The sequence below is a fragment of the Halomonas sp. WWR20 genome (assembly GCF_054602495.1).
The window spans coordinates 159,572-178,138 of the sequence record NZ_JBTRHR010000006.1 but is presented as its reverse complement, the minus strand read 5'-3'; the positions used below and the strand labels follow the sequence as shown (position 1 = coordinate 178,138).

At 62.7% G+C, this 18,567-nt stretch carries 12 protein-coding genes; 8 read left to right on the top strand and 4 right to left on the bottom strand.

What is annotated here, in order from left to right:
* Window positions 1–41 precede the first annotated feature (41 nt).
* The 4 genes from ACW4DH_RS12940 to ACW4DH_RS12925 are packed head-to-tail and all read left to right on the top strand — an operon-like array spanning window position 42 to window position 5,350.
* Entirely contained in the window at window positions 42–548 is a 507-nt protein-coding gene (locus tag ACW4DH_RS12940) for a formate dehydrogenase subunit gamma (protein WP_459636806.1), read from the top strand.
* Window positions 548–2,131, top strand: a complete 1,584-nt coding sequence (locus ACW4DH_RS12935) for a formate dehydrogenase beta subunit (protein ID WP_459636805.1) — start codon at window positions 548–550, stop codon at window positions 2,129–2,131. Before ACW4DH_RS12940 ends, ACW4DH_RS12935 begins: the two co-directional genes overlap by 1 nt.
* Window positions 2,125–5,058, top strand: a complete 2,934-nt coding sequence (fdhF, locus tag ACW4DH_RS12930; protein WP_459636804.1) for a formate dehydrogenase subunit alpha — start codon at window positions 2,125–2,127, stop codon at window positions 5,056–5,058. The genes ACW4DH_RS12935 and fdhF overlap by 7 nt, the downstream gene beginning before the upstream one ends.
* Window positions 5,059–5,092: 34 nt before the next feature.
* A complete protein-coding gene (locus tag ACW4DH_RS12925) occupies window positions 5,093–5,350 on the top strand; it encodes a formate dehydrogenase subunit delta (RefSeq protein WP_459636803.1) in 258 nt (85 codons plus the stop codon).
* A 142-nt stretch (window positions 5,351–5,492) separates the two neighbouring features.
* Here ACW4DH_RS12925 and ACW4DH_RS12920 read toward each other — a convergent pair whose 3' ends face one another.
* The 3 genes from ACW4DH_RS12920 to ACW4DH_RS12910 all read right to left on the bottom strand — a co-directional run bounded on the left by ACW4DH_RS12920 (window position 5,493) and on the right by ACW4DH_RS12910 (window position 9,633).
* On the bottom strand, window positions 5,493–6,521 hold the full coding sequence (locus tag ACW4DH_RS12920) for a YcjF family protein (RefSeq protein ID WP_459636802.1): 1,029 nt from the start codon (window positions 6,519–6,521) through the stop codon (window positions 5,493–5,495).
* Complete coding sequence (locus ACW4DH_RS12915; RefSeq protein ID WP_459636801.1) at window positions 6,518–7,909, bottom strand: YcjX family GTP-binding protein; 1,392 nt, start codon at window positions 7,907–7,909, stop codon at window positions 6,518–6,520. The genes ACW4DH_RS12920 and ACW4DH_RS12915 overlap by 4 nt, the downstream gene beginning before the upstream one ends.
* A 128-nt stretch (window positions 7,910–8,037) precedes the next feature.
* Complete coding sequence (locus ACW4DH_RS12910) at window positions 8,038–9,633, bottom strand: solute:sodium symporter family transporter (protein ID WP_459636800.1); 1,596 nt, start codon at window positions 9,631–9,633, stop codon at window positions 8,038–8,040.
* A gap of 633 nt (window positions 9,634–10,266) precedes the next feature.
* Between ACW4DH_RS12910 and ACW4DH_RS12905 the strand changes: the two genes are divergently transcribed.
* Both ACW4DH_RS12905 and ACW4DH_RS12900 read left to right on the top strand, forming a co-directional pair.
* A complete protein-coding gene (locus ACW4DH_RS12905; RefSeq protein WP_459636799.1) occupies window positions 10,267–12,378 on the top strand; it encodes an adenosylcobalamin-dependent ribonucleoside-diphosphate reductase in 2,112 nt (703 codons plus the stop codon).
* A gap of 54 nt (window positions 12,379–12,432) precedes the next feature.
* A complete protein-coding gene (locus tag ACW4DH_RS12900; protein WP_459636798.1) occupies window positions 12,433–13,173 on the top strand; it encodes a ribonucleoside-diphosphate reductase in 741 nt (246 codons plus the stop codon).
* A gap of 30 nt (window positions 13,174–13,203) precedes the next feature.
* On the opposite strand, the gene ACW4DH_RS12895 is transcribed toward ACW4DH_RS12900, so the two are convergent.
* Entirely contained in the window at window positions 13,204–13,854 is a 651-nt protein-coding gene (locus tag ACW4DH_RS12895; RefSeq protein WP_459636797.1) for a L,D-transpeptidase family protein, read from the bottom strand.
* 608 nt (window positions 13,855–14,462) lie between these two features.
* On the opposite strand from ACW4DH_RS12895, the gene ACW4DH_RS12890 reads away from it, so the two are divergent.
* A complete protein-coding gene (locus tag ACW4DH_RS12890; protein ID WP_459636796.1) occupies window positions 14,463–16,043 on the top strand; it encodes a glucan biosynthesis protein G in 1,581 nt (526 codons plus the stop codon).
* A complete protein-coding gene (gene mdoH, locus ACW4DH_RS12885) occupies window positions 16,000–18,531 on the top strand; it encodes a glucans biosynthesis glucosyltransferase MdoH (RefSeq protein WP_459636795.1) in 2,532 nt (843 codons plus the stop codon). The genes ACW4DH_RS12890 and mdoH overlap by 44 nt, the downstream gene beginning before the upstream one ends.
* The last annotated feature ends 36 nt before the right edge of the window (window positions 18,532–18,567 follow it).

The following is an 18,567-nucleotide window of genomic DNA, read 5'->3' as shown; positions in this document are numbered from 1 at the left end:
TTTACTTGAATGACAATAATCAGCTTGATGAGAGCCTAGCCATGACGCCTTCCGGCATACGCCAGCCGCAGGCGTGGACCCACGAGTCGCTTCAGCGGGAAGTCGATGCGCTGAAGAACGAGCCCGGGGCCATGCTGCCGATACTCCACGCGATCCAGGACCGCTTCGGCTACATTCCCGATGCTGCCGTGCCGATCATTGCCGAAACGTTGCGCCATACCCGCGCCGAGGTTCACGGCATCATCAGTTTCTATCATCACTTCCGCAGACATCCGGTAGGCAGCCATGTGGTGCAGGTGTGTCGTGCCGAAGCCTGTCAGTCCATGGGCAGCCGTCAGCTCGAAGCCCACGTCAAGCAGCAGCTGGGCGTGGATTACCACCAGACCAGCCGTGACAACGAATTCACCCTCGAGCCGGTATATTGCCTGGGCAACTGCGCCTGCGGCCCGTCCATCCGCGTGGATGACCATGTCCATGGCCGAATGACCGCCGCGAAATTCGACCGCCTGGTGGACCGGCTCACCACCTCGGTTCTGGAGGTGCAGTGATGCCCGTGACGGTTTATGTGCCCCGTGATACCACTGCCCTGGCCATGGGCGCCGACGAGGTGGCCGCGCTGATCGAGCAGGCGGCGAAGCGCCGCAATCGGGATATCAAGTTGATCCGCAACGGCTCGCGTGGCCTGTTGTGGCTGGAGCCAATGGTCGAGGTCGAGACGGCGGAAGGCCGTGTCGCCTATGGCCCGGTGGAGCCGGACGATGTCGCCGGCCTGGTCGAAGCGGGCCTGTTCGATGGCAGGGCGGAACATCCGCTGGCCCAGGGGCTGACCGATGAAATTCCCTACCTGAAGCGCCAGCAACGTCTGACCTTCTCGCGCATCGGCCTCACGGATCCGCTGTCCCTCGACGACTACCGGGCCCACCGCGGTTTCGCCGGGCTGGAAAAAGCCCTGAAGATGCAGCCCCAGGCGATCGTCGAGGAGGTTAAAGGCTCCGGCCTGCGTGGGCGCGGCGGCGCCGCCTTTCCCACCGGTATCAAGTGGCAGACCGTCCACGACGAGCCTGAAGGCCAGAAATATATCGTCTGCAACGCGGACGAGGGCGACTCCGGCACGTTCGCCGACCGGCTGGTGATGGAATGCGACCCGTACATGCTGATCGAGGGCATGACCATTGCCGGATTGGCGGTGGGTGCCACGCAGGGTTACATCTATCTGCGCTCGGAATATCCGCTCGCCCATCGAATCTTCAATGTAGCCCTCAAGCGCGCCTACGAGGCCGGTTACCTGGGTAACGACATCCGCGGCAGCGGCAAGCATTTCGATCTGGAAGTGCGCCTCGGTGCCGGCGCCTATATCTGCGGCGAAGAGACCTCCCTGCTGGACAGTCTCGAAGGCAGGCGCGGCATGGTGCGCGCCAAGCCGCCGCTTCCCGCGATCAAGGGCCTGTTCGGCCGGCCGACGGTGGTCAACAACGTGCTGTCCCTGGCCGCTATCCCGTTCATCCTCGACCAGGGCGCGCAGGCCTACGCCGACTATGGCATGGGCAGGTCGCGCGGCACGCTGGCTCTCCAATTGGCGGGCAACGTCAAACGCGGCGGGCTGGTGGAGCTGGCGTTCGGCACTACCTTACGCGAACTGATGGAAGACTTCGGCGGCGGCACCTTGAGCGGCCGACCATTGAAAGCCGTCCAGGTCGGTGGTCCGCTGGGCGCCTATCTGCCCGACAGCCAGTGGGACAGCCCCATCGACTACGAGGCCTTCGCATCCTTCGGCGGCGTGGTCGGCCATGGCGGCGTGGTGATGTTCGACGACAGCGCGGACATGGGCGAGCAGGCCCGCTTCGCCATGGAGTTCTGCAGCGTCGAATCCTGCGGCAAGTGCACGCCTTGTCGCGTCGGCGCCGTGCGCGGCGTGGAGGTGATCGATCGTATCCTCGCCGACCGTATCCACGCCGACAGCGACCCTGAAGCCAATCTCGAACTTCTGTCCGATCTCTGCGAAACCATGGTGGACGGCTCGCTGTGCGCCATGGGCGGGATGACGCCTTTCCCCGTGCAGAGCGTGATGAAGCATTTCCCGGACGACCTGACACACCGGCAAGCCGGACCCCGTGGAGGCACGCCATGTTGAGCTATTTCGATCCCCAGCAGTTCGACCCCAGCCAGAACCGCATCGAGCCCAATCCGACGCATTTCGACCGGGGCCATTTCGACCGCGACCTGGGCACACCGGCCCGGCTCGCCGAAAAACGTGTCGCCATGACGGTCGATGGAGTGGACATCAGCGTGCCGGAAGGGACGTCGGTCATGCGCGCGGCGGCCCTGGCGGGCATTACCATTCCCAAGCTGTGTGCCTCCGATAACCTGGAAGCCTTCGGCTCCTGCCGTCTGTGCGCCGTTGAGATCGAGGGGCGTCGCGGCTATCCCGCGTCCTGTACCACGCCGGTAGCCGAAGGCATGGCAGTGACTACCCAGACCGGCAAGCTGGCCAAGCTGCGACGCAACATCATGGAGCTGTATATCTCCGACCATCCGCTGGATTGCCTGACCTGTCCCGCCAATGGCGACTGCGAGCTACAGGACATGGCGGGTGCGGTGGGCCTGCGGGAAGTGCGTTACGGCTTCGATGGCGCCAATCATCTGGCCGCGGAAACCGACGACTCCAATCCCTATTTCAGCTTCGACCCCAGCAAGTGCATCGTCTGCTCCCGCTGCGTGCGGGCCTGTGCAGAGGTCCAGGGCACCTTTGCCCTGACCATCGACGGGCGCGGTTTCGACTCCAAGGTTGCCGCCGGTCAGGACGAGGCCTTCATGGACTCCGAGTGCGTGTCCTGCGGTGCCTGCGTGCAGGCCTGTCCCACCTCGACGCTGATGGAAAAGAGCGTGATCGAGGTCGGCGTGCCGGAGCACAGCGTGGTGACCACCTGCGCCTACTGCGGCGTGGGCTGCTCCTTCAAGGCGGAGATGAAAGGCGACCAACTGGTGCGGATGGTGCCGTACAAGGGCGGCGATGCCAATCACGGCCACTCCTGCGTGAAGGGGCGCTTCGCATTCGGCTACGCCACCCACAAGGACCGCATCAAGGCGCCGATGATCCGCGAGTCCATCGACCAGCCCTGGCGTACCGTGTCGTGGGAAGAAGCCATCGAATTTTCCGCCAGACGCCTCCGGGAGACCCAGGCGAAGCACGGTCGCGAGAGCATCGGCGGCATCACCTCGTCGCGCTGCACCAACGAAGAGACCTATCTGGTCCAGAAGCTGATCCGCGCCGCCTTCGGCAACAACAACACCGATACCTGCGCGCGGGTGTGCCACTCGCCCACCGGCTACGGCCTCAAGACCACCCTGGGCGAGTCCGCCGGCACCCAGACCTTCGACTCGGTGATGAAGGCCGACACCATTCTGGTGATCGGCGCCAACCCCACCGACGCCCACCCAGTGTTCGCCTCGCAGATGAAGCGCCGCCTGCGCCAGGGCGCCACGCTGATCGTCGCCGACCCGCGGCGGATCGACCTGCTCAAGACGCCCCACGGCGGCAGGAGCCTGCACCTGCCGCTCAAGCCGGGTACCAACGTGGCGCTGGTGAATTCGCTGGCCCATGTGGTGGTGACCGAAGGGCTGGAAGACGCCGACTTCATCGCGAAACGCTGCGACAGCGACGCCTACCAGCGCTGGCGTGACTTCATCCAGGAAACCCAGAACTCCCCGGAAGCCCTCGAGACCGTGACCGGCGTGCCTGCCGTGCAGGTCCGCGAGGCGGCCCGCGCCTACGCCAACGCCGCCAACGGGGCGATCTACTATGGCCTGGGCGTCACCGAGCACAGCCAGGGTTCGACCATGGTGATGGGCATCGCCAACCTCGCCATGGCCACCGGCAACATCGGCCGCGAGGGTGTCGGGGTCAATCCGCTGCGCGGCCAGAACAACGTCCAGGGCTCCTGCGACATGGGCTCGTTTCCCCACGAACTGCCGGGCTACCAGCACGTCGCCGATCCCGCTGTGCGCGAGAAGTTCGAGACGCTCTGGCACACCACCATCGACGACGAACCGGGGCTGCGCATTCCCAACATGTTCGACGCCGCCATCGCCGGCACCTTCAAGGGGCTCTACGTCCAGGGCGAGGACATCGCCCAGTCCGATCCCAACACCCAGCATGTCGAGGCGGCGCTGACCGCGCTGGACTGCCTGATCGTGCAGGACATCTTCCTCAACGAGACCGCCAAGTACGCCCATGTGCTGCTGCCCGGCTCCACGTTCCTGGAGAAGAACGGCACCTTCACCAATGCCGAGCGGCGCATCAACCGCGTGCGCAAGGTGATGCCGCCGGTGGCCGGCAAGGAGGACTGGGAGGTCACCCAGGCGCTGTCCAACGCGCTGGGCTACCCGATGCACTATACCCACCCCTCCGAGATCATGGATGAAATCGCCCAGTTGACACCGACCTTCACCGGCGTCAGCTATGCCAGGCTCGAGGAGCTGGGCAGCATCCAGTGGCCGTGCAACGACGCCTTCCCCGACGGCACCCCGACCATGCACGCGCTGGACTTCCCCATCGGCAAGGGCAACTTCGCCATCACCGAATACGTCGCCACCGAGGAGCGCGCCAGCCGACGCTATCCACTGCTGCTGACCACCGGGCGCATCCTCAGCCAGTACAACGTCGGCGCTCAGACGCGACGCACCCACAACAGCCTGTGGCACCACGAAGACGTGCTGGAGATCCACCCGAGCGATGCGGAACTGCGCGGTGTCCGCGATGGCGACTGGCTGGGAATCGCCAGCCGCGTGGGCCAGACTGTGCTGCGCTGCAAGATCAGTGAGCGCATGCAACCGGGCGTGGTCTACACGACATTCCACCATCCGGGCAGCGGCGCCAACGTGATCACCACCGACAACTCCGACTGGGCCACCAATTGTCCCGAGTACAAGGTGACCGCCGTGCAGGTGGAGAAAGTCACCCAGCCCTCGCAGTGGCAGAAGCAGTTCCGGCACTTCGACGAGCGCCAGCAGGCCCATCTCGGACAGTTCGCAGAGGCTTCCGTCACCGCGCTCAAGTGATCACCTAGAAATCATATCGCCGGGGGACTACCTGATGAGCGATCAGCAATTGCAGAACTTGGTCAAGATGGTCAATCAGATCGCCGCCCACCAGCACGGTGATGAAACGCAGTCTGCGCAGCGCGTGGCGACACACCTGCAGAAATTCTGGGCGCGCAGCATGAAGGCGCAGATCATCGCTTACCTGGACGACGACGGCTCGGACCTGTCGCCGTTAGCGCGGGAGGCCGTGGTACATCTGAGAGAGATACGCCTGAGAGAACGCCCGAAAGAGGCACGCCAGGCGGGCTGAAGCAGGCCCGGCGCAGCGAGCGTCCGGGCCGAATGCAACCAATCGGGCACGAGCGTTCTTGGTCAACTGGCAGGCGGCTTCGAGCGTCGTGAAAGCGTTCCCTTCAGCCTGGCTGTCGATAGCGCCCCCGTTGCGATTACGCTCAAGGCGATGCGGATCGATCGCCGTCGCCGGAGGTTTCCAGCCGGCGCAGTTGCTGCCACAACTCGCGACGCAGGTCCCCGATACGCGGCGCCTCGTCACTGGCAAAGGGTAATGGCCGAGTCATGCGCAGGGTGCGCAACCCCAGGCGCGCGGTGAGCAGGCCGGCACCCAGCCCTTGTCCTGCCCGGGAGGAGAGCTTGCCGGCCAGGTTCATCGAAAGAAGGTCCATGCCGGCGTCGCTGGCCATCTCGCTGGCACCGGCAAACGCCATGTTGCGTAGCACGGCGCGAAACAACTTGAGGCGACTGGTGTAGCCGAGCTCCAGGCCATACAGCGCGGCAAGCCGGTCGATCAATGCAATGTTGCGCCAGGCCACCAGCAGCATGTCCACCAGGGTCAGCGGGCTGACCGCAACCATTACCGCGGTTTCGCCGGCCATGCGCGTCACCAGCCGGCGCGCTTGCCGATCACGAGGGGCGAGCAAGTGGTGGGCCAGTAGGGTCCGGGTCTCCTGGGCATCGTGATGCGGCTGATGGGCCGCTAGAAAGGCCTGCCAGTGCGGATGATCCGAGTCGAGCCCCATCTGCTGGCGCAATTGCTCGGCCAGGGACATTGCGGCCTGATCGGCGTCCGTGTTCTCCAGGCGTTCACGTAACTGCACATGGCGGCGCAGACGGCGCAGGCGCCAGAGTTCGCGCAGCAGCGCGGCGCTACCCAGTCCCACGGCGAACAGGGCGAGGACGCCCCAGGCCCCGGCCAGCCAGTCGCCGCCTAACGCTGATTCGTAGAGGGTGCGCGCCGCCTCGACAGCCCCCAGGGTCAGGCTGCCGCCGAGGAGGAGTGCCAGCCCCCAGCGCCGTTTACGGGGACGGGCGAGCGCCGCGTCGAGTTCGACCTCGGCAGGTACTTCCTCTTCCAGCGGCTTCGAGGCAAGCATGGGAGAAAAAGTCTCGGCCGGGCGCGGATCGGCCCGCACGAAGGTTTCCTCATTCAGCGTAAAGCGTTGGCCCGGGCGGGGATCGCTCATGTCAGTTTATCTCCAATCAGCCAGTCGAGGGCGGCATCCATGCGGATATGCGGCAGGCGATCTTCCTCGGGCAACGGCGGGCGAAAGGCCGTGAAATCGAAACCCTGACGCGCCCAGAAAGCCGGATCGGGGAGACGAGGGGGCACCTCGCCGGGAAACAGCAGCACGTCCTCGCCGGCCAGGGTGGTGCCGCGTAGCGCCGGTGAGCGCTTGCCGTCGATGTTGACTTCGCGTGTCTGCGTAGCCCGTACCGAGGCCAGCGACAGTGCGCGTACCGGCACGTCGGCATAGCGTAAATCCTTGAGCGGCTCGGCGAGCAGCGACTCCAGCAGCGCGACGAGATTGCCATGTTGTTCCGGCGTGACATGGTCGGCCTTGGTGGCGGCAATCGCCAGCCGGTCGATACGCGGGGCGAACATACGATTGAGAAGGCTGCGCTTGCCGTAGTCGAAGCTCTTCATCAGCGTGGCGAGCGCCCGGGAGAGGTCTTCGAAGCGCTCCGGTCCGGCATTCAGGGCGCCGAGCACGTCGACCAGCACGATCTGGCGGTCGAAGCGGCGAAAATGCTCGCGGTAGAAAGGCTTGACGATACGCTGCTGATAATGCGCGAAGCGCCGCGCCAGGGTGCGGTAGACGCTATTCTCGGGCAGCGCCTCGAGTGTTTTTCGTTGCGTCTCGACAGCGCCGGGAAGCGGAAAGAACTGCAGCACCGGGGCGCCTTCCAGTTCGCCCGGCAGCAGGAAACGCCCCGGTTGCAGATCCGCAAAGCCGACTTCGCGGGCGCGTCTGAGGCCCACCGCATAGTGTTCGGCAATCGTCGCCAGCTGATGCTCATCGGCCTCGGCGGCCGGGTCGAGCGCGGCGACGGCGTCCAGCCAGTCTTGCGACAGGGCGCTGCGTTCGGCGCCCAGAGTGTGCTGCTGACGCTCGCTCCAGCTCAGGTAATCGTGTTCGAGCAAGGGCAGGTCGAGCAGCCATTCGCCGGGATAGTCGATCAGGTCCAACGTTAACGTGGCCGTATCGCCCAGCAGCCCTCTGCCACGTCGGGTACGGTGGCGCAGGATGAGACGCAGCTCGCTGATGCCGCGGGTCGGCTCCGGCCAGTGAGGCGGCGTGGCGGAGAGCGAATGCATGGCCGCGTCGTAGGGGAAGCGTGGAATGCCGAGATCCGGCTGGGCGGTTCGCTGCGCACCGAGCAGACGGCCTTCGCGCGCAGCGCGGAACAGGTCGAGTTGGGCCGAAATGCCGGCATGGCGCAGCTGGTAGACGAGCGAGGTCAGAAACGCCGTCTTGCCGGCTCGGGAAAGGCCGGTGACGGCTAGGCGCAGCTGACGGTCGCGGCCGCGCTCGAGCAGGTTGGAGAGTTCCTGGGTCAGGTGACGACGCATTGAAGATTCCACTGAGAGTGCAGGCTTTAATGTGCGGCCAGAAAGCCGAGGAGACAAGGCCGGCGGAGGGAGAGGGCGAAACGGCCCCGCCGGAAGGGCTCCCGGCGGGGTTCATTGGCTGAGGGGAATCAGCCGGCAAAGGCGATATAGATGACGGCGACCATGACCAGCAGTAGTACACCCACGACCTTGGCGCCTTTCCAGGGCGTCAGGTCGACTTCGCCGCTGTCTTCATGCACCCAGGCGGTGGTACGTGGGCGCAGCTTGCCAACGGCCAGCATGAACAGCACCAGCACGACGAACACCCCGGCCACGAAGTGGTACTGATTGGTGAGTTCGAGAATGCCATTGAAGGGCGGCAGGAAATATCCCGCGGCGATCAGCAGGCAACCGCCGATCAGGCCGATCTTGGCGGCGATGGCGGGCACGCGCTTGGTCAGCAGGCCCACCAGCACGACGGCCAGGATGGGGATGAAGTAGATCGCGTTCATGGTCTGCAGGTAGCCGAACAGACTTTCCTGTCCTGCCAGCAACGGGGCGATGATCATGGCGGCGAAGGCCATGATCCAGCCGAATATCTTGCCTACCCGAACGACCTGTTCCTCGCTGGCGTTCTTGTTGAGAGCGCCCTTGTAGAGGCCCAGGCTGAACAGGGTGGTGGTGCTGTTGAGTGCCGAGTTGAACGACGACAGGATGGCGCCGACCATGACCGCGGCAAAGAAGCCGGTGAGATAGGGCGGCAGAACGTTGAATACCAGGTGCCCGTAGGCTTCGTCGGGGCGTACGCCTTCATCGGCATACAGGTGATAGGCGATGATGCCGGGCAGTACCAGGTACAGCGGCCCGAGCAGCTTGAAGAAACCGGTCAGCAGCACGCCTTTCTGGCCTTCGGCGAGATCCTTGGCGGCGAAGGTGCGCTGAATGATCTGCTGGTTGGTGGTCCAGTAGAAGAGGTTGATCAGGAACACTCCGGTGAACAGAGTGGCGAAGGGAACCTGCTGGTCATCCTGACCAATCGAGTTGAGCATCTGCGGCTCGGATTCCTTGAGCGTCTGCCAGCCCGCCATGATGCCGGTATCGCCACTGACCGCTTGCAGCCCGAAGTAGACGATGACGAAGCCGCCGATCAACAGTCCGACGCCGTTGAGTGTGTCGGAGACGGCAACGGTGCGCAGCCCGCCGAACAGGGCGTAGATCGAGCCGATCAGGCCGACGACCCAGACCGTGCCCCAAAGCAGCGTGGTATCCGACTCGATGCCGGTCAGGCCCGGCAGGTCGAGCATGCCCTGCAGGCCCACTGCTCCGGAATAGAGAATGATGGGCAACAGGATGACGGCATAGGCCAGCAGGAAGATGATGTTACAGATCAGTTGAGTGCCGGCATCGAAGCGGATTTGCAACAGCTGCGGCACGGTGGCGATGCCGCTGCGTAAAAAGCGCGGCAGGAAGAACAGCGCCAGTAGCACCAATGCCACTACCGCCACCACTTCCCAGGCCATCACGCTCAGGCCGTCGACGAAGGCCGCGCCGTTCAGGCCGACCATCTGCTCGGTGGACAGATTGGTCATCAGCAGCGAACCGGCGATCAGCGGGAAGGTCAGGCTACGTCCGGCGAGAAAGTAACCCCGGGTGCTGCTGTGGTCGTCGCGGCGGGTGATGATCCAGGTGATCAACGCCACGAGCCCCGTGAAGAAGAAAAACGAGATCAGAGTGAGAGCATGCATATCGTCGAGTCCTTTTGACGTATGGAACTGAGCGATGCGTCAGTCGTTATCGGCGCGGACAGGGAGCTCTCCTGTCGAGCCTTCAGTGCGGTCGTTTGGCGAAACGCCATGCCACGAGGCGGCCGTCCGTACTGGCGGTTTATGTCGGTAACCTAATCAAACAATAGCCAAGTGTAGCCGTTTGGTCCGGTTACGCTACTTTGTCGGACTTAACGTTGACAATGTATGTGTAAGTCCCGATGGCGCTCATGGTAAACCGTTTGGCTTCGATAATCGAACGTCTGAATGTCTGGACAGGAGGGCGATTGCATTGGCATTGGCACGCCTCGAAAACGTTGGAGCCGTCCGCGGCGCGATACTGATAGCAGCGGGGGTTATCGGTCGGTTTCAACGTGTAGTGCCAATAACGGGCCCACTATGTTGTGTCTTCCTGCCTGAAATTATCTATATAGAGTATTAGTCAGGCGATGATTTCTTGACGTGGGAGGGGGTTCGCTCCTGTCATGTCAGGCTAGTATGTCGCGTCTTTTCAAGGTGGTTATCCTGATAGGGCCACCGCTTGTCTTCCTTGTCCGGGAGGTTCTGCAATGAGGCTTCCGGGCCTGTTTTTCGAGAAATTTCCGGAGACCCCGCATGAGCGCTCCCGCCGAAGCCGTCAAGATGTCGAATCAAGTGCCGCTGCAGGCGCCATCCCGCGATATCTGGGATGCCAAGTACCGTCTCAAGGATCGTCATCGGCATCCGGTCGATCAGGATTTGCAGGCGACCTTCGATCGCGTGGCGCGGGCGTTGGCCGAGGTCGAGGGGGACCAGGCTGGTGTCTGGCTGCCCAAGTTCCGCTGGGCGCTGGAGAACGGTGCCATTCCCGCCGGGCGTATCCTCTCGAATGCCGGAGCCGACGCCTACAAGCCGGCGGTGAGCCTGATCAACTGCACGGTCTCGCGGGCGATCCACGACTCGATGCAGGACATTCTAAGCTCGGTGGTGGATGCCGGCATGACGCTCAAGGCGGGCTGTGGCATCGGCTACGATTTTTCCACGCTGCGGCACAAGGGGGCTTTCGTGTTCGGTGCCGGGGCCGGTACCAACGGTCCGCTGGCCTTCATGGATATTTTCGACAAGATGTGCTTCACCGTGGCCTCGGCGGGCGGGCGCCGTGGCGCGCAGATGGGGACTTTCGACATCGGTCATCCCGATGTCGAGGCGTTCATCAAGGCCAAGCGTGAACCCGGACGCTTGCGCCAGTTCAACCTGAGCCTGCTGATCACCGACGAGTTCATGGAGGCGGTGAAGAACGACACCGACTGGCCGCTGGCTTTCCCGCTGCATGCAGGAGAAAAGGACGATGTGCAACCCGAGGATCTCGTCTACCGCGACTGGCCGGTAATCGAGGACGGCTACACGCTTGACGACCAGGGCCGCGTGGCCTGCCGGATCGTCGAGGTGATCAAGGCGCGCGAGCTGTGGGACACCATCATGAGTTCCACCTACGACTTCGCCGAGCCGGGTTTCATCCTGATCGACCAGGTCAACCGCATGAATAACAACTGGTTCTGCGAGGATATCCGCGCCACCAATCCATGCGGTGAGCAACCACTTCCGCCAGAAGGTGCTTGCCTGCTGGGTTCGGTGAACCTGACTCGTTTCGTCATCGAGCCGTTTAGCGACAACGCGCGCTTCGATTGGGAGCGCTATCGCCAGGTGGTGGCGATCTTTACCCGCATGCTCGATAACGTCGTCGAGATCAGCGGATTGCCGCTGCCCGGCCAGCGTAAGGAACTGGCAGCCAAACGCCGTCACGGCATGGGCTTTCTGGGGCTGGGCTCGACCCTGACGATGCTCAGGATTCCCTATGGCTCGCAGGAGTCGCTGACGTTTACCGACGAAGTCAGTCAGGTTCTGGCCATCGAAGGCTGGAAACAGGCCCTCGAACTCGCCCGTGAAAAGGGCATGGCGCCGATTCTCGCCGAGGCGTTCGAGATCACGCCCAAGATGCTACGCGAGCGTCCCGAGCTGGCCCGCGACGGCTATGAAGTGGGCGACACGCTGCCCGGGCGACTCCTGCACGCGCGTTACAGCCGCTATATGCAGAAGATCGCCGAGGTGGAGCCCGAGCTGGTGACGGCACTCGCCGAGCATGGCGCGCGCTTCACTCATCATTCGTCGATCGCCCCCACCGGCACCATTAGCTTGTCGTTGGGCAATAATGCCTCCAACGGCATCGAGCCGTCGTTCTCGCACCGCTATTTCCGTAACGTCATCCAGGCAGGCAAGAAGACCAAGGCACAGGTGGAGGTGGTCTCCTTCGAATTGGCGGCCTATCGCCATTTCATCGCCGCCGACGCGGTGGAGAGCGATCTGCCGGACTACTTCATCACTGCCGACGCGGTGACCCCGGAGCAGCACGTGGCGGTACAGGCCGCGGCCCAGGCGTGGATCGACTCGGCCATTTCCAAGACCGTCAACGTCCCCACCGATTTTGCGTTCGAGCAGTTCAAGGACCTCTACCAGCGGGCCTACGATAGTCGCCTCAAGGGGTGCACCACCTTCCGCTTCAATCCCGAGGCCTTCCAGGGCGTGCTGGTGCGCGAGGAGGATCTCAAGAACACGATTTACGTCTTCGAGTTGGAGAATGGCGAAACGCTGGAACTCAAGGGGGACGAGAAAGTGATCTACGAGGGCGAGGAGCACACCGCGGCCAACCTTTACGATGGCCTCAAGGAGGGAACCTATGGCAAGTGGTGACCGACTGTACATGCCGAACGACGTCGCCCCTCATACCACTGGAGAACACCGCTGATGGCCATCGCAATCGATTCCAGGATCGTCTCCCTGAGCATCAAGAAAGACGTACGCGAAGCGTTGCCGCTTGCCGATGAGAATCCGCTCACGCTGCGGATTCCCTCGCGCCCGGAGGGTACGCTGGAAGCGGTATCCGAGAAAATCTCCTACGTGGGCGCCGAAGGGCGCAAGAAGGTCTACCTGCTGGTCTCGTTCATGCCGGTGGAAGGTGTGCTGAACGGCAAGCGAGTGGTGATCGAGCGCCCGGTGGAATTCTTCTTTCCCTCCGGGCAGCTTTCCAGCGAGCATCAATGGATTACCGCCACCATGCGGAGCCTGTCGCTGGCCGCGCGTGGAGGCTATGTCACCCAGGCGGTGGCCGATCTGCGCAAGGTGGCCTGGGACAAGGGACTGGTGCGCTGCGGCATGAACCGCTGGGGCAAGCCGATGTTTCATGACTCCGAGGTGGCGGCCATCGCCTGGTCGATCCAGCAGATTCTCTATCGCCGTGGCTTCCTTGATATCGACGGCAATCAGGTGCCGGTGGAAGACTTGATCAGTCGCTATGCGCATCGTCTGGCTCACGGTCATCCCTGGCAACCGCCGGAGCCCGAGAAGGCGCCTGCGGCGTACGAGGCAGCCAAAAGTGGCGAGACGCTGACGGTAGTGGGCCATTGCCCCGAGTGCCGGGGCGAGTTGATCATGATGGACGGCTGTCCAACGTGCTATGCGGGCTGCGGCTGGTCGAAGTGCGGATAGGCGCCGCTCGGCCCGTTTGATTTTGGCTTGCTAGCGGATGACCACCAGGGTGCCGATGTTCAGCCAGCGATCCAGGGCCTGAATCTCACTGTTGGTCACCGCAATGCAGCCTTGAGTCCAGTCGATGATGCGATGAATGCTGGCGGGCCTGGCACCCAATCCGTGAATGCCGATATGGCCCCCGAGCGGTGTGCTGGCCGGTGGGACACCATGCTGCCGGCGATAACGCAGGTAATCGCGGTAGTCATAATCGCTCAAGATGCCATTTTGCCAGGCTTCGCGTGCAATCTGCGGGGTAGGGTAGTCGATGCCGAAAAATAGAGTGAAGCGGCTCTGCCGATTGATCCTGTCGATGCGAAAACTTCCCGTGGGCGTCTGGCTGCTACCGCGTAAGCGGATGCGCTTGGCGCCGGCGGTACCGATGGCCAGGTAAGGAATCGTCAGCATGCAGCGTTCGCCCTGATATACCGCCAGCTTGCGCTCCTCGAGATCGATACTGACCCATATCTCGTCAGCAGCCACTGCGGGCAGGGCAAGGGCGTCCAGCTCATGCCAAAGCGTCACCGCGGCGGTGCCGGGCTGGGGCGTCGCTGAAGTTAAGGTGTCTTTCAGGGCGGCATGTGCTGTGGTCGCGGTGAGCAAGACGATAATCGCCAGTGCTCTCAAGCAGTGCGTGGCCATGCAAAACTCCCATTTGCCGTTAGCTCACGCCTATTGTCATGGATGCCCGCGTCTGGCTATCGCGCGTATTGCTGGGTTTTTGGGGCCTATTTCAGTGTTTGGCATGATCGAAAAAGCCGCTGTCCGGGTGACATTTGCCGGTCAAAAAATGACAGGGGTCACGCTCTTGGGTGCGCTTATGATTTAATTGGTCACCACTTTAGGCTAAGTTGCCTCAGCGTATTTTACGGAAATGGCCATGAATGCCGGCTATGTAAAGTTCCATAGACAACCGGTGCTATCATGAAGCGGCCTTTTGGCTTGCGTATCTGGAGTGATGGGGAGTGAAGCGCCACATCGCGCTGATCGTCTCGGCAGGAAAAAATAGAAGCGCTGACGGTGGGCATTGAGTGCCGGACAGCGACAGCATGATCGGGTAATGCAGAATGAAAACGGATCCCAGGGTAAAAGCTGGGGTCGGTTGCCGCAGGGATCGGGTCGAATACAAGCAGTAATTCAAAGGAGATTGCCTTCGGTTGGCGGTGTGACTAGCGCTGCGCCGAAGCATAATTGCATTGTGAGATACCGGGTCTGGTGCAGTCCCGGGAACATGGCAAAGGAGTAATAAGGTGAGTGCATCGAACCGACGACATGCGGTAATACATTGCTGGCGCCGCGCAGCTCTGCCGCTGGCGGGGATCGTGGGCCTATGGTGGGGCGTCATTGCTCCGGCGTGTTTTGCGTTCGGCTTTGAAGATGTGGCCCAGAAAGCCCAGCAGCTTGCTCAGCAGGGTTATCAAGCGCCCGAAACCAACCTGCCCGACGCTTTGCGCGAACTCGATTACGCCGACTACGCCCAGATTCAGTTCAAACCCGAGAAATCCCTGTGGCGAAACGAGAATCTCCCCTTTGATCTGAGCTTTTTTCATGAAGGCATGCATTACGATACGGCCGTGACCCTGCATACCGTGGACGGCGATCAGATCAACGACATTACCTTCAATCCCGAGGATTTCGATTACGGCGATCTGGATATTCCGCCCGAGGCGCTTGAATCTCTGGGCATGGCGGGCTTTCGGGTCAATTACCCCATCAACTCCGAGACCAAGCAGGAAGTCATGGTCTTTCAAGGGGCCAGTTATTTCCGTGTCGTGGGGCGTAACCAGGTCTATGGCTTGTCCGGGCGCGGCCTGGCGGTCGATACGGCTTTGCCGTCAGGCGAGGAATTTCCCCGCTTCGACGAATTCTGGATCGTCAAGCCCAATGCCGATAGCCAGTATCTGACCATTTTCGCTCTTCTTGATTCGCCCAGCGTCACGGGGGCTTACCGTTTCGTATTGCGCCCCGGTGACGACAGCATCGTCGATGTCCAGTCGCGTCTGTTCCTGCGTCGCCCGGTCGAGAAGCTGGGAATCGCGCCGCTGACCAGCATGTACCTTTACAGCCCCAGTCAGCCCGCCGAGGCGCTCAATTATCGGCCCGCGATTCACGACTCCAACGGGTTGCTGGTACACGGCTCTCAGGTCGGCTGGATCTGGCGGCCATTGGTCAATCCCGCCAAGCTGATGGTGGATACCCGCAAGATCGATGCCTTGCGCGGATACGGGCTGTTGCAGCGTAGTCACGCCTTCCGTGACTACGAGGATCTCGTTGACCGCTATGACAAGCGCCCGAGTGCCTGGATCGAGCCGCAGGGCAATTGGGGGCCGGGCCAGGTCGAACTGGTTCAGATACCCACCCCCGATGAAACCAACGACAACATCGTGTCTTTCTGGACGCCGCAGCAGGTCGCGGAGCCGGGCACGCCGATCGATTACAACTATCGCATCTACTGGACGCTGAACGAGGACAAGTTCCATGACCCCAACCTGTCCTGGGCGAGTCAGACGCTGCGTTCCAGAGGCGAGGTTCGTCAGAACAACCTGATTCGCGAGCCGGACGGTTCGCTGGCGTTCGTGATCGACTTCAAGGGACCGGCCCTGCAGGCGCTCAAGTCCGATGCAGCGCTCACCGTCGAGGCCAGCGTCGGAGACAACGGCGAGCTGGTCGAGAGCCGCGCGGTACCGAATACCGCCGAGGGCGGCTGGCGTCTGTTCGTGCGCGTCAAGCGCAGCAATAACAGCCAGCCGATGGATATCCGGGCGTTTCTCAAGGAGGGTGAGCGTCGTGTCTCTGAAACCTGGTTCTATCGACTACCTGCCGATGCCTGAGTCACCGGCCTCCGAGGGGGCCGGCGACTATCTTGAACGTTTGGCGCAGGAGAGCGCCTCGCGGGATGAGCGTCGCGCACTGCTGGCCAGCGACCTTGATGCCGAAGGGCTTGCGTCACTGCATGCCACTCTCGGCGGGCGCCCCGCGCCTGCCGAGGACCCGGCATCGGTGTCCGTGGCCAGACGCTTGTCGCTGGCCTATGGCGAACATCCGCCATTGGCGCCTGCACCCATCCTGAGTACCGACGAACGGGGGGTTACGCAGCTTAAAACGGCGCCGCCGCTCAAGCGTACGCCGCTGTCCCCCGAAGCCTGGTCGACCAACCCTTTCGTGCGCTTTGCTCAATGGTCACGCCGTTGGGCGGCGCGCGGCTATCGGCGTCGTCACGACAAGAGCACCTTGAAGCAGACGTCGCCGCGCTGGCAGCATGTCGCTTCGCTGCGCCGCTGGATACTGTTGATACTGGTCTTCGGCCAGAGCCTGGTGGCCGCCCGCTACATGAGTACCGTACTGCCATACGGCGGACAGGGCGTACTGGAAATCGCTATCCTGGCACTGTTCGTGCTGTTGTTCTGCTGGGTTTCCGCGGGTTTCTGGACGGCGTTGATGGGGTTTTTCCAGCTGCTGCGCGGCCGTGATCGTTATGCCATCGACTCCGGCGATATCGCGGACACGCCGATTCCTGAGCAAGCGCGTACGGCGCTGCTGGTGCCGATCAGTAACGAGGATGTGCCGCGAGTCTTCGCCGGCGTACGGGCGACTCTCGAATCGCTGCGTGATACCGGCCAGGGCGAGCACTTCGATCTGTTCATTCTCAGCGACAGTTCCGATCCCGATATCGCCATCGCTGAGACTCAGGCCTGGCTGACGCTGTGTCGCGAGCTCGATGCTTTCGGTCAGGTGTTCTATCGCCGACGCCAACGGCGGGTGAAGCGCAAGAGCGGCAACCTCGATGACTTCTGTCGTCGCTGGGGCGCGCAGTACCGCTATATGGTGGTGCTGGATGCCGACAGCGTGATGAGTGGCGATTGCCTGACGCACCTGGTGCGTATGATGGAGGCCAACGCCGAGGCGGGCATTATCCAGACCGCACCACGCGCTTCGGGGCGGCTCAATCTCTATGCGCGCATGCAGCAGTTCGCCACGCGAGTCTACGGTCCGCTGTTTACTGCGGGACTGCACTTCTGGCAGCTCGGCGAATCGCACTACTGGGGACACAATGCAATCATTCGTGTGGCCCCGTTCATGCGTCACTGCATGCTGGCGCCGCTGCCCGGCAAGGGCTCGATGTCCGGCGAGATTCTGTCGCACGATTTCGTCGAAGCGGCATTGATGCGGCGCGCCGGATGGGGGGTATGGATCGCCTACAGTCTGCCCGGCAGCTACGAGGAGATGCCCCCCAATCTACTCGACGAGCTCAACCGCGACCGACGCTGGTGCCACGGCAACCTGATGAACTTCAGGCTATTTTTGGCCAAGGGGTTTCATCCGGTGCATCGCGCGGTGTTCCTCACCGGGGTGATGTCCTATCTCTCGGCACCGCTGTGGTGCCTGTTCCTGATCCTGTCGACGGCGCTGCTGGCGGTCCACACCTTGAGCACGCCGGAATACTTTCCGGAGCCGGGCATGATGTTTCCGGTCTGGCCGCAGTGGAATCCGGGGTTGGCGGTGGGATTGTTCTCGGCGACGGCGACCTTGCTGTTTCTGCCCAAGATACTCAGTGTGCTGCTGGTCATTCTGCAGGGGGCGCGCGACTTTGGGGGCGGGGTACGGTTGTTTCTGAGCATGGTGCTGGAATCACTGTTCTCGATGCTGCTGGCGCCGGTGCGCATGTTGTTTCATACGCGTTTCGTGGTAACGGCCCTGCTGGGGCGAGCCATCCAGTGGCGTTCTCCGTCACGTGACAATAGCGATACTTCCTGGGGTGACGCGATCCGCAATCATGGGGGGCAGACATTGCTAGGGGCCGTCTGGGCGACGGGAGTCTATCTCATGGAGCCGACGTTCTTGTGGTGGATGTCGCCTATCGTTGGGGCATTGATGGTGTCGATTCCGGTCTCGGTGTTTTCCAGCCGGGTCTCGCTGGGCCGTCGCTGCCAGCATGCCAGGTTGTTCCGCATTCCCGAGGAAACGCATCCGCCACGGGTCCTGCGGCGGATGGTTCGCCATCTGCACCGTATGCGTCGCGCGCGCGCGCCGTCCTTCGTGCAGGTGGTGGTGGATCCGGTGGCCAATGCCTTGGGATGCGCGCTGGCCACGTCGCGTCACGGTGTCTCCGAGCTGCTCGTCAGGCGCCGCCGGGAACGGGTCGCAGCCGCCTCGTTGGGGGGCCCCGATGGGCTGGATAACAAGGCACGTCTGGCCTTTCTCGACGATCCGGTCCTGCTCTCGAAGCTGCATTATCAGGTGTGGGCGGACCCTGAGGCGCATCCCGCCTGGCGCTTCAGAGGCGTACCGCAGATTCCATCGCTGCGTGTTCCCCTCTGAAGCGCTTTGCTCCGCCACTCTATGAATGGACATAGC

Bases quoted from the DNA above. Each gene is read 5' to 3' on its own strand.
- ACW4DH_RS12925 (WP_459636803.1), top strand. From the start codon at position 5,093: ATGAGCGATCAGCAATTGCAGAACTTGGTCAAGATGGTCAATCAGATC.
- fdhF (WP_459636804.1), top strand. From the start codon at position 2,125: ATGTTGAGCTATTTCGATCCCCAGCAGTTCGACCCCAGCCAGAACCGC.
- ACW4DH_RS12895 (WP_459636797.1), bottom strand. From the start codon at position 13,854: ATGGCCACGCACTGCTTGAGAGCACTGGCGATTATCGTCTTGCTCACC.
- ACW4DH_RS12920 (WP_459636802.1), bottom strand. From the start codon at position 6,521: ATGAGCGATCCCCGCCCGGGCCAACGCTTTACGCTGAATGAGGAAACC.
- ACW4DH_RS12940 (WP_459636806.1), top strand. From the start codon at position 42: ATGACGCCTTCCGGCATACGCCAGCCGCAGGCGTGGACCCACGAGTCG.
- ACW4DH_RS12935 (WP_459636805.1), top strand. From the start codon at position 548: ATGCCCGTGACGGTTTATGTGCCCCGTGATACCACTGCCCTGGCCATG.
- ACW4DH_RS12905 (WP_459636799.1), top strand. From the start codon at position 10,267: ATGAGCGCTCCCGCCGAAGCCGTCAAGATGTCGAATCAAGTGCCGCTG.
- ACW4DH_RS12900 (WP_459636798.1), top strand. From the start codon at position 12,433: ATGGCCATCGCAATCGATTCCAGGATCGTCTCCCTGAGCATCAAGAAA.
- ACW4DH_RS12910 (WP_459636800.1), bottom strand. From the start codon at position 9,633: ATGCATGCTCTCACTCTGATCTCGTTTTTCTTCTTCACGGGGCTCGTG.
- ACW4DH_RS12915 (WP_459636801.1), bottom strand. From the start codon at position 7,909: ATGCGTCGTCACCTGACCCAGGAACTCTCCAACCTGCTCGAGCGCGGC.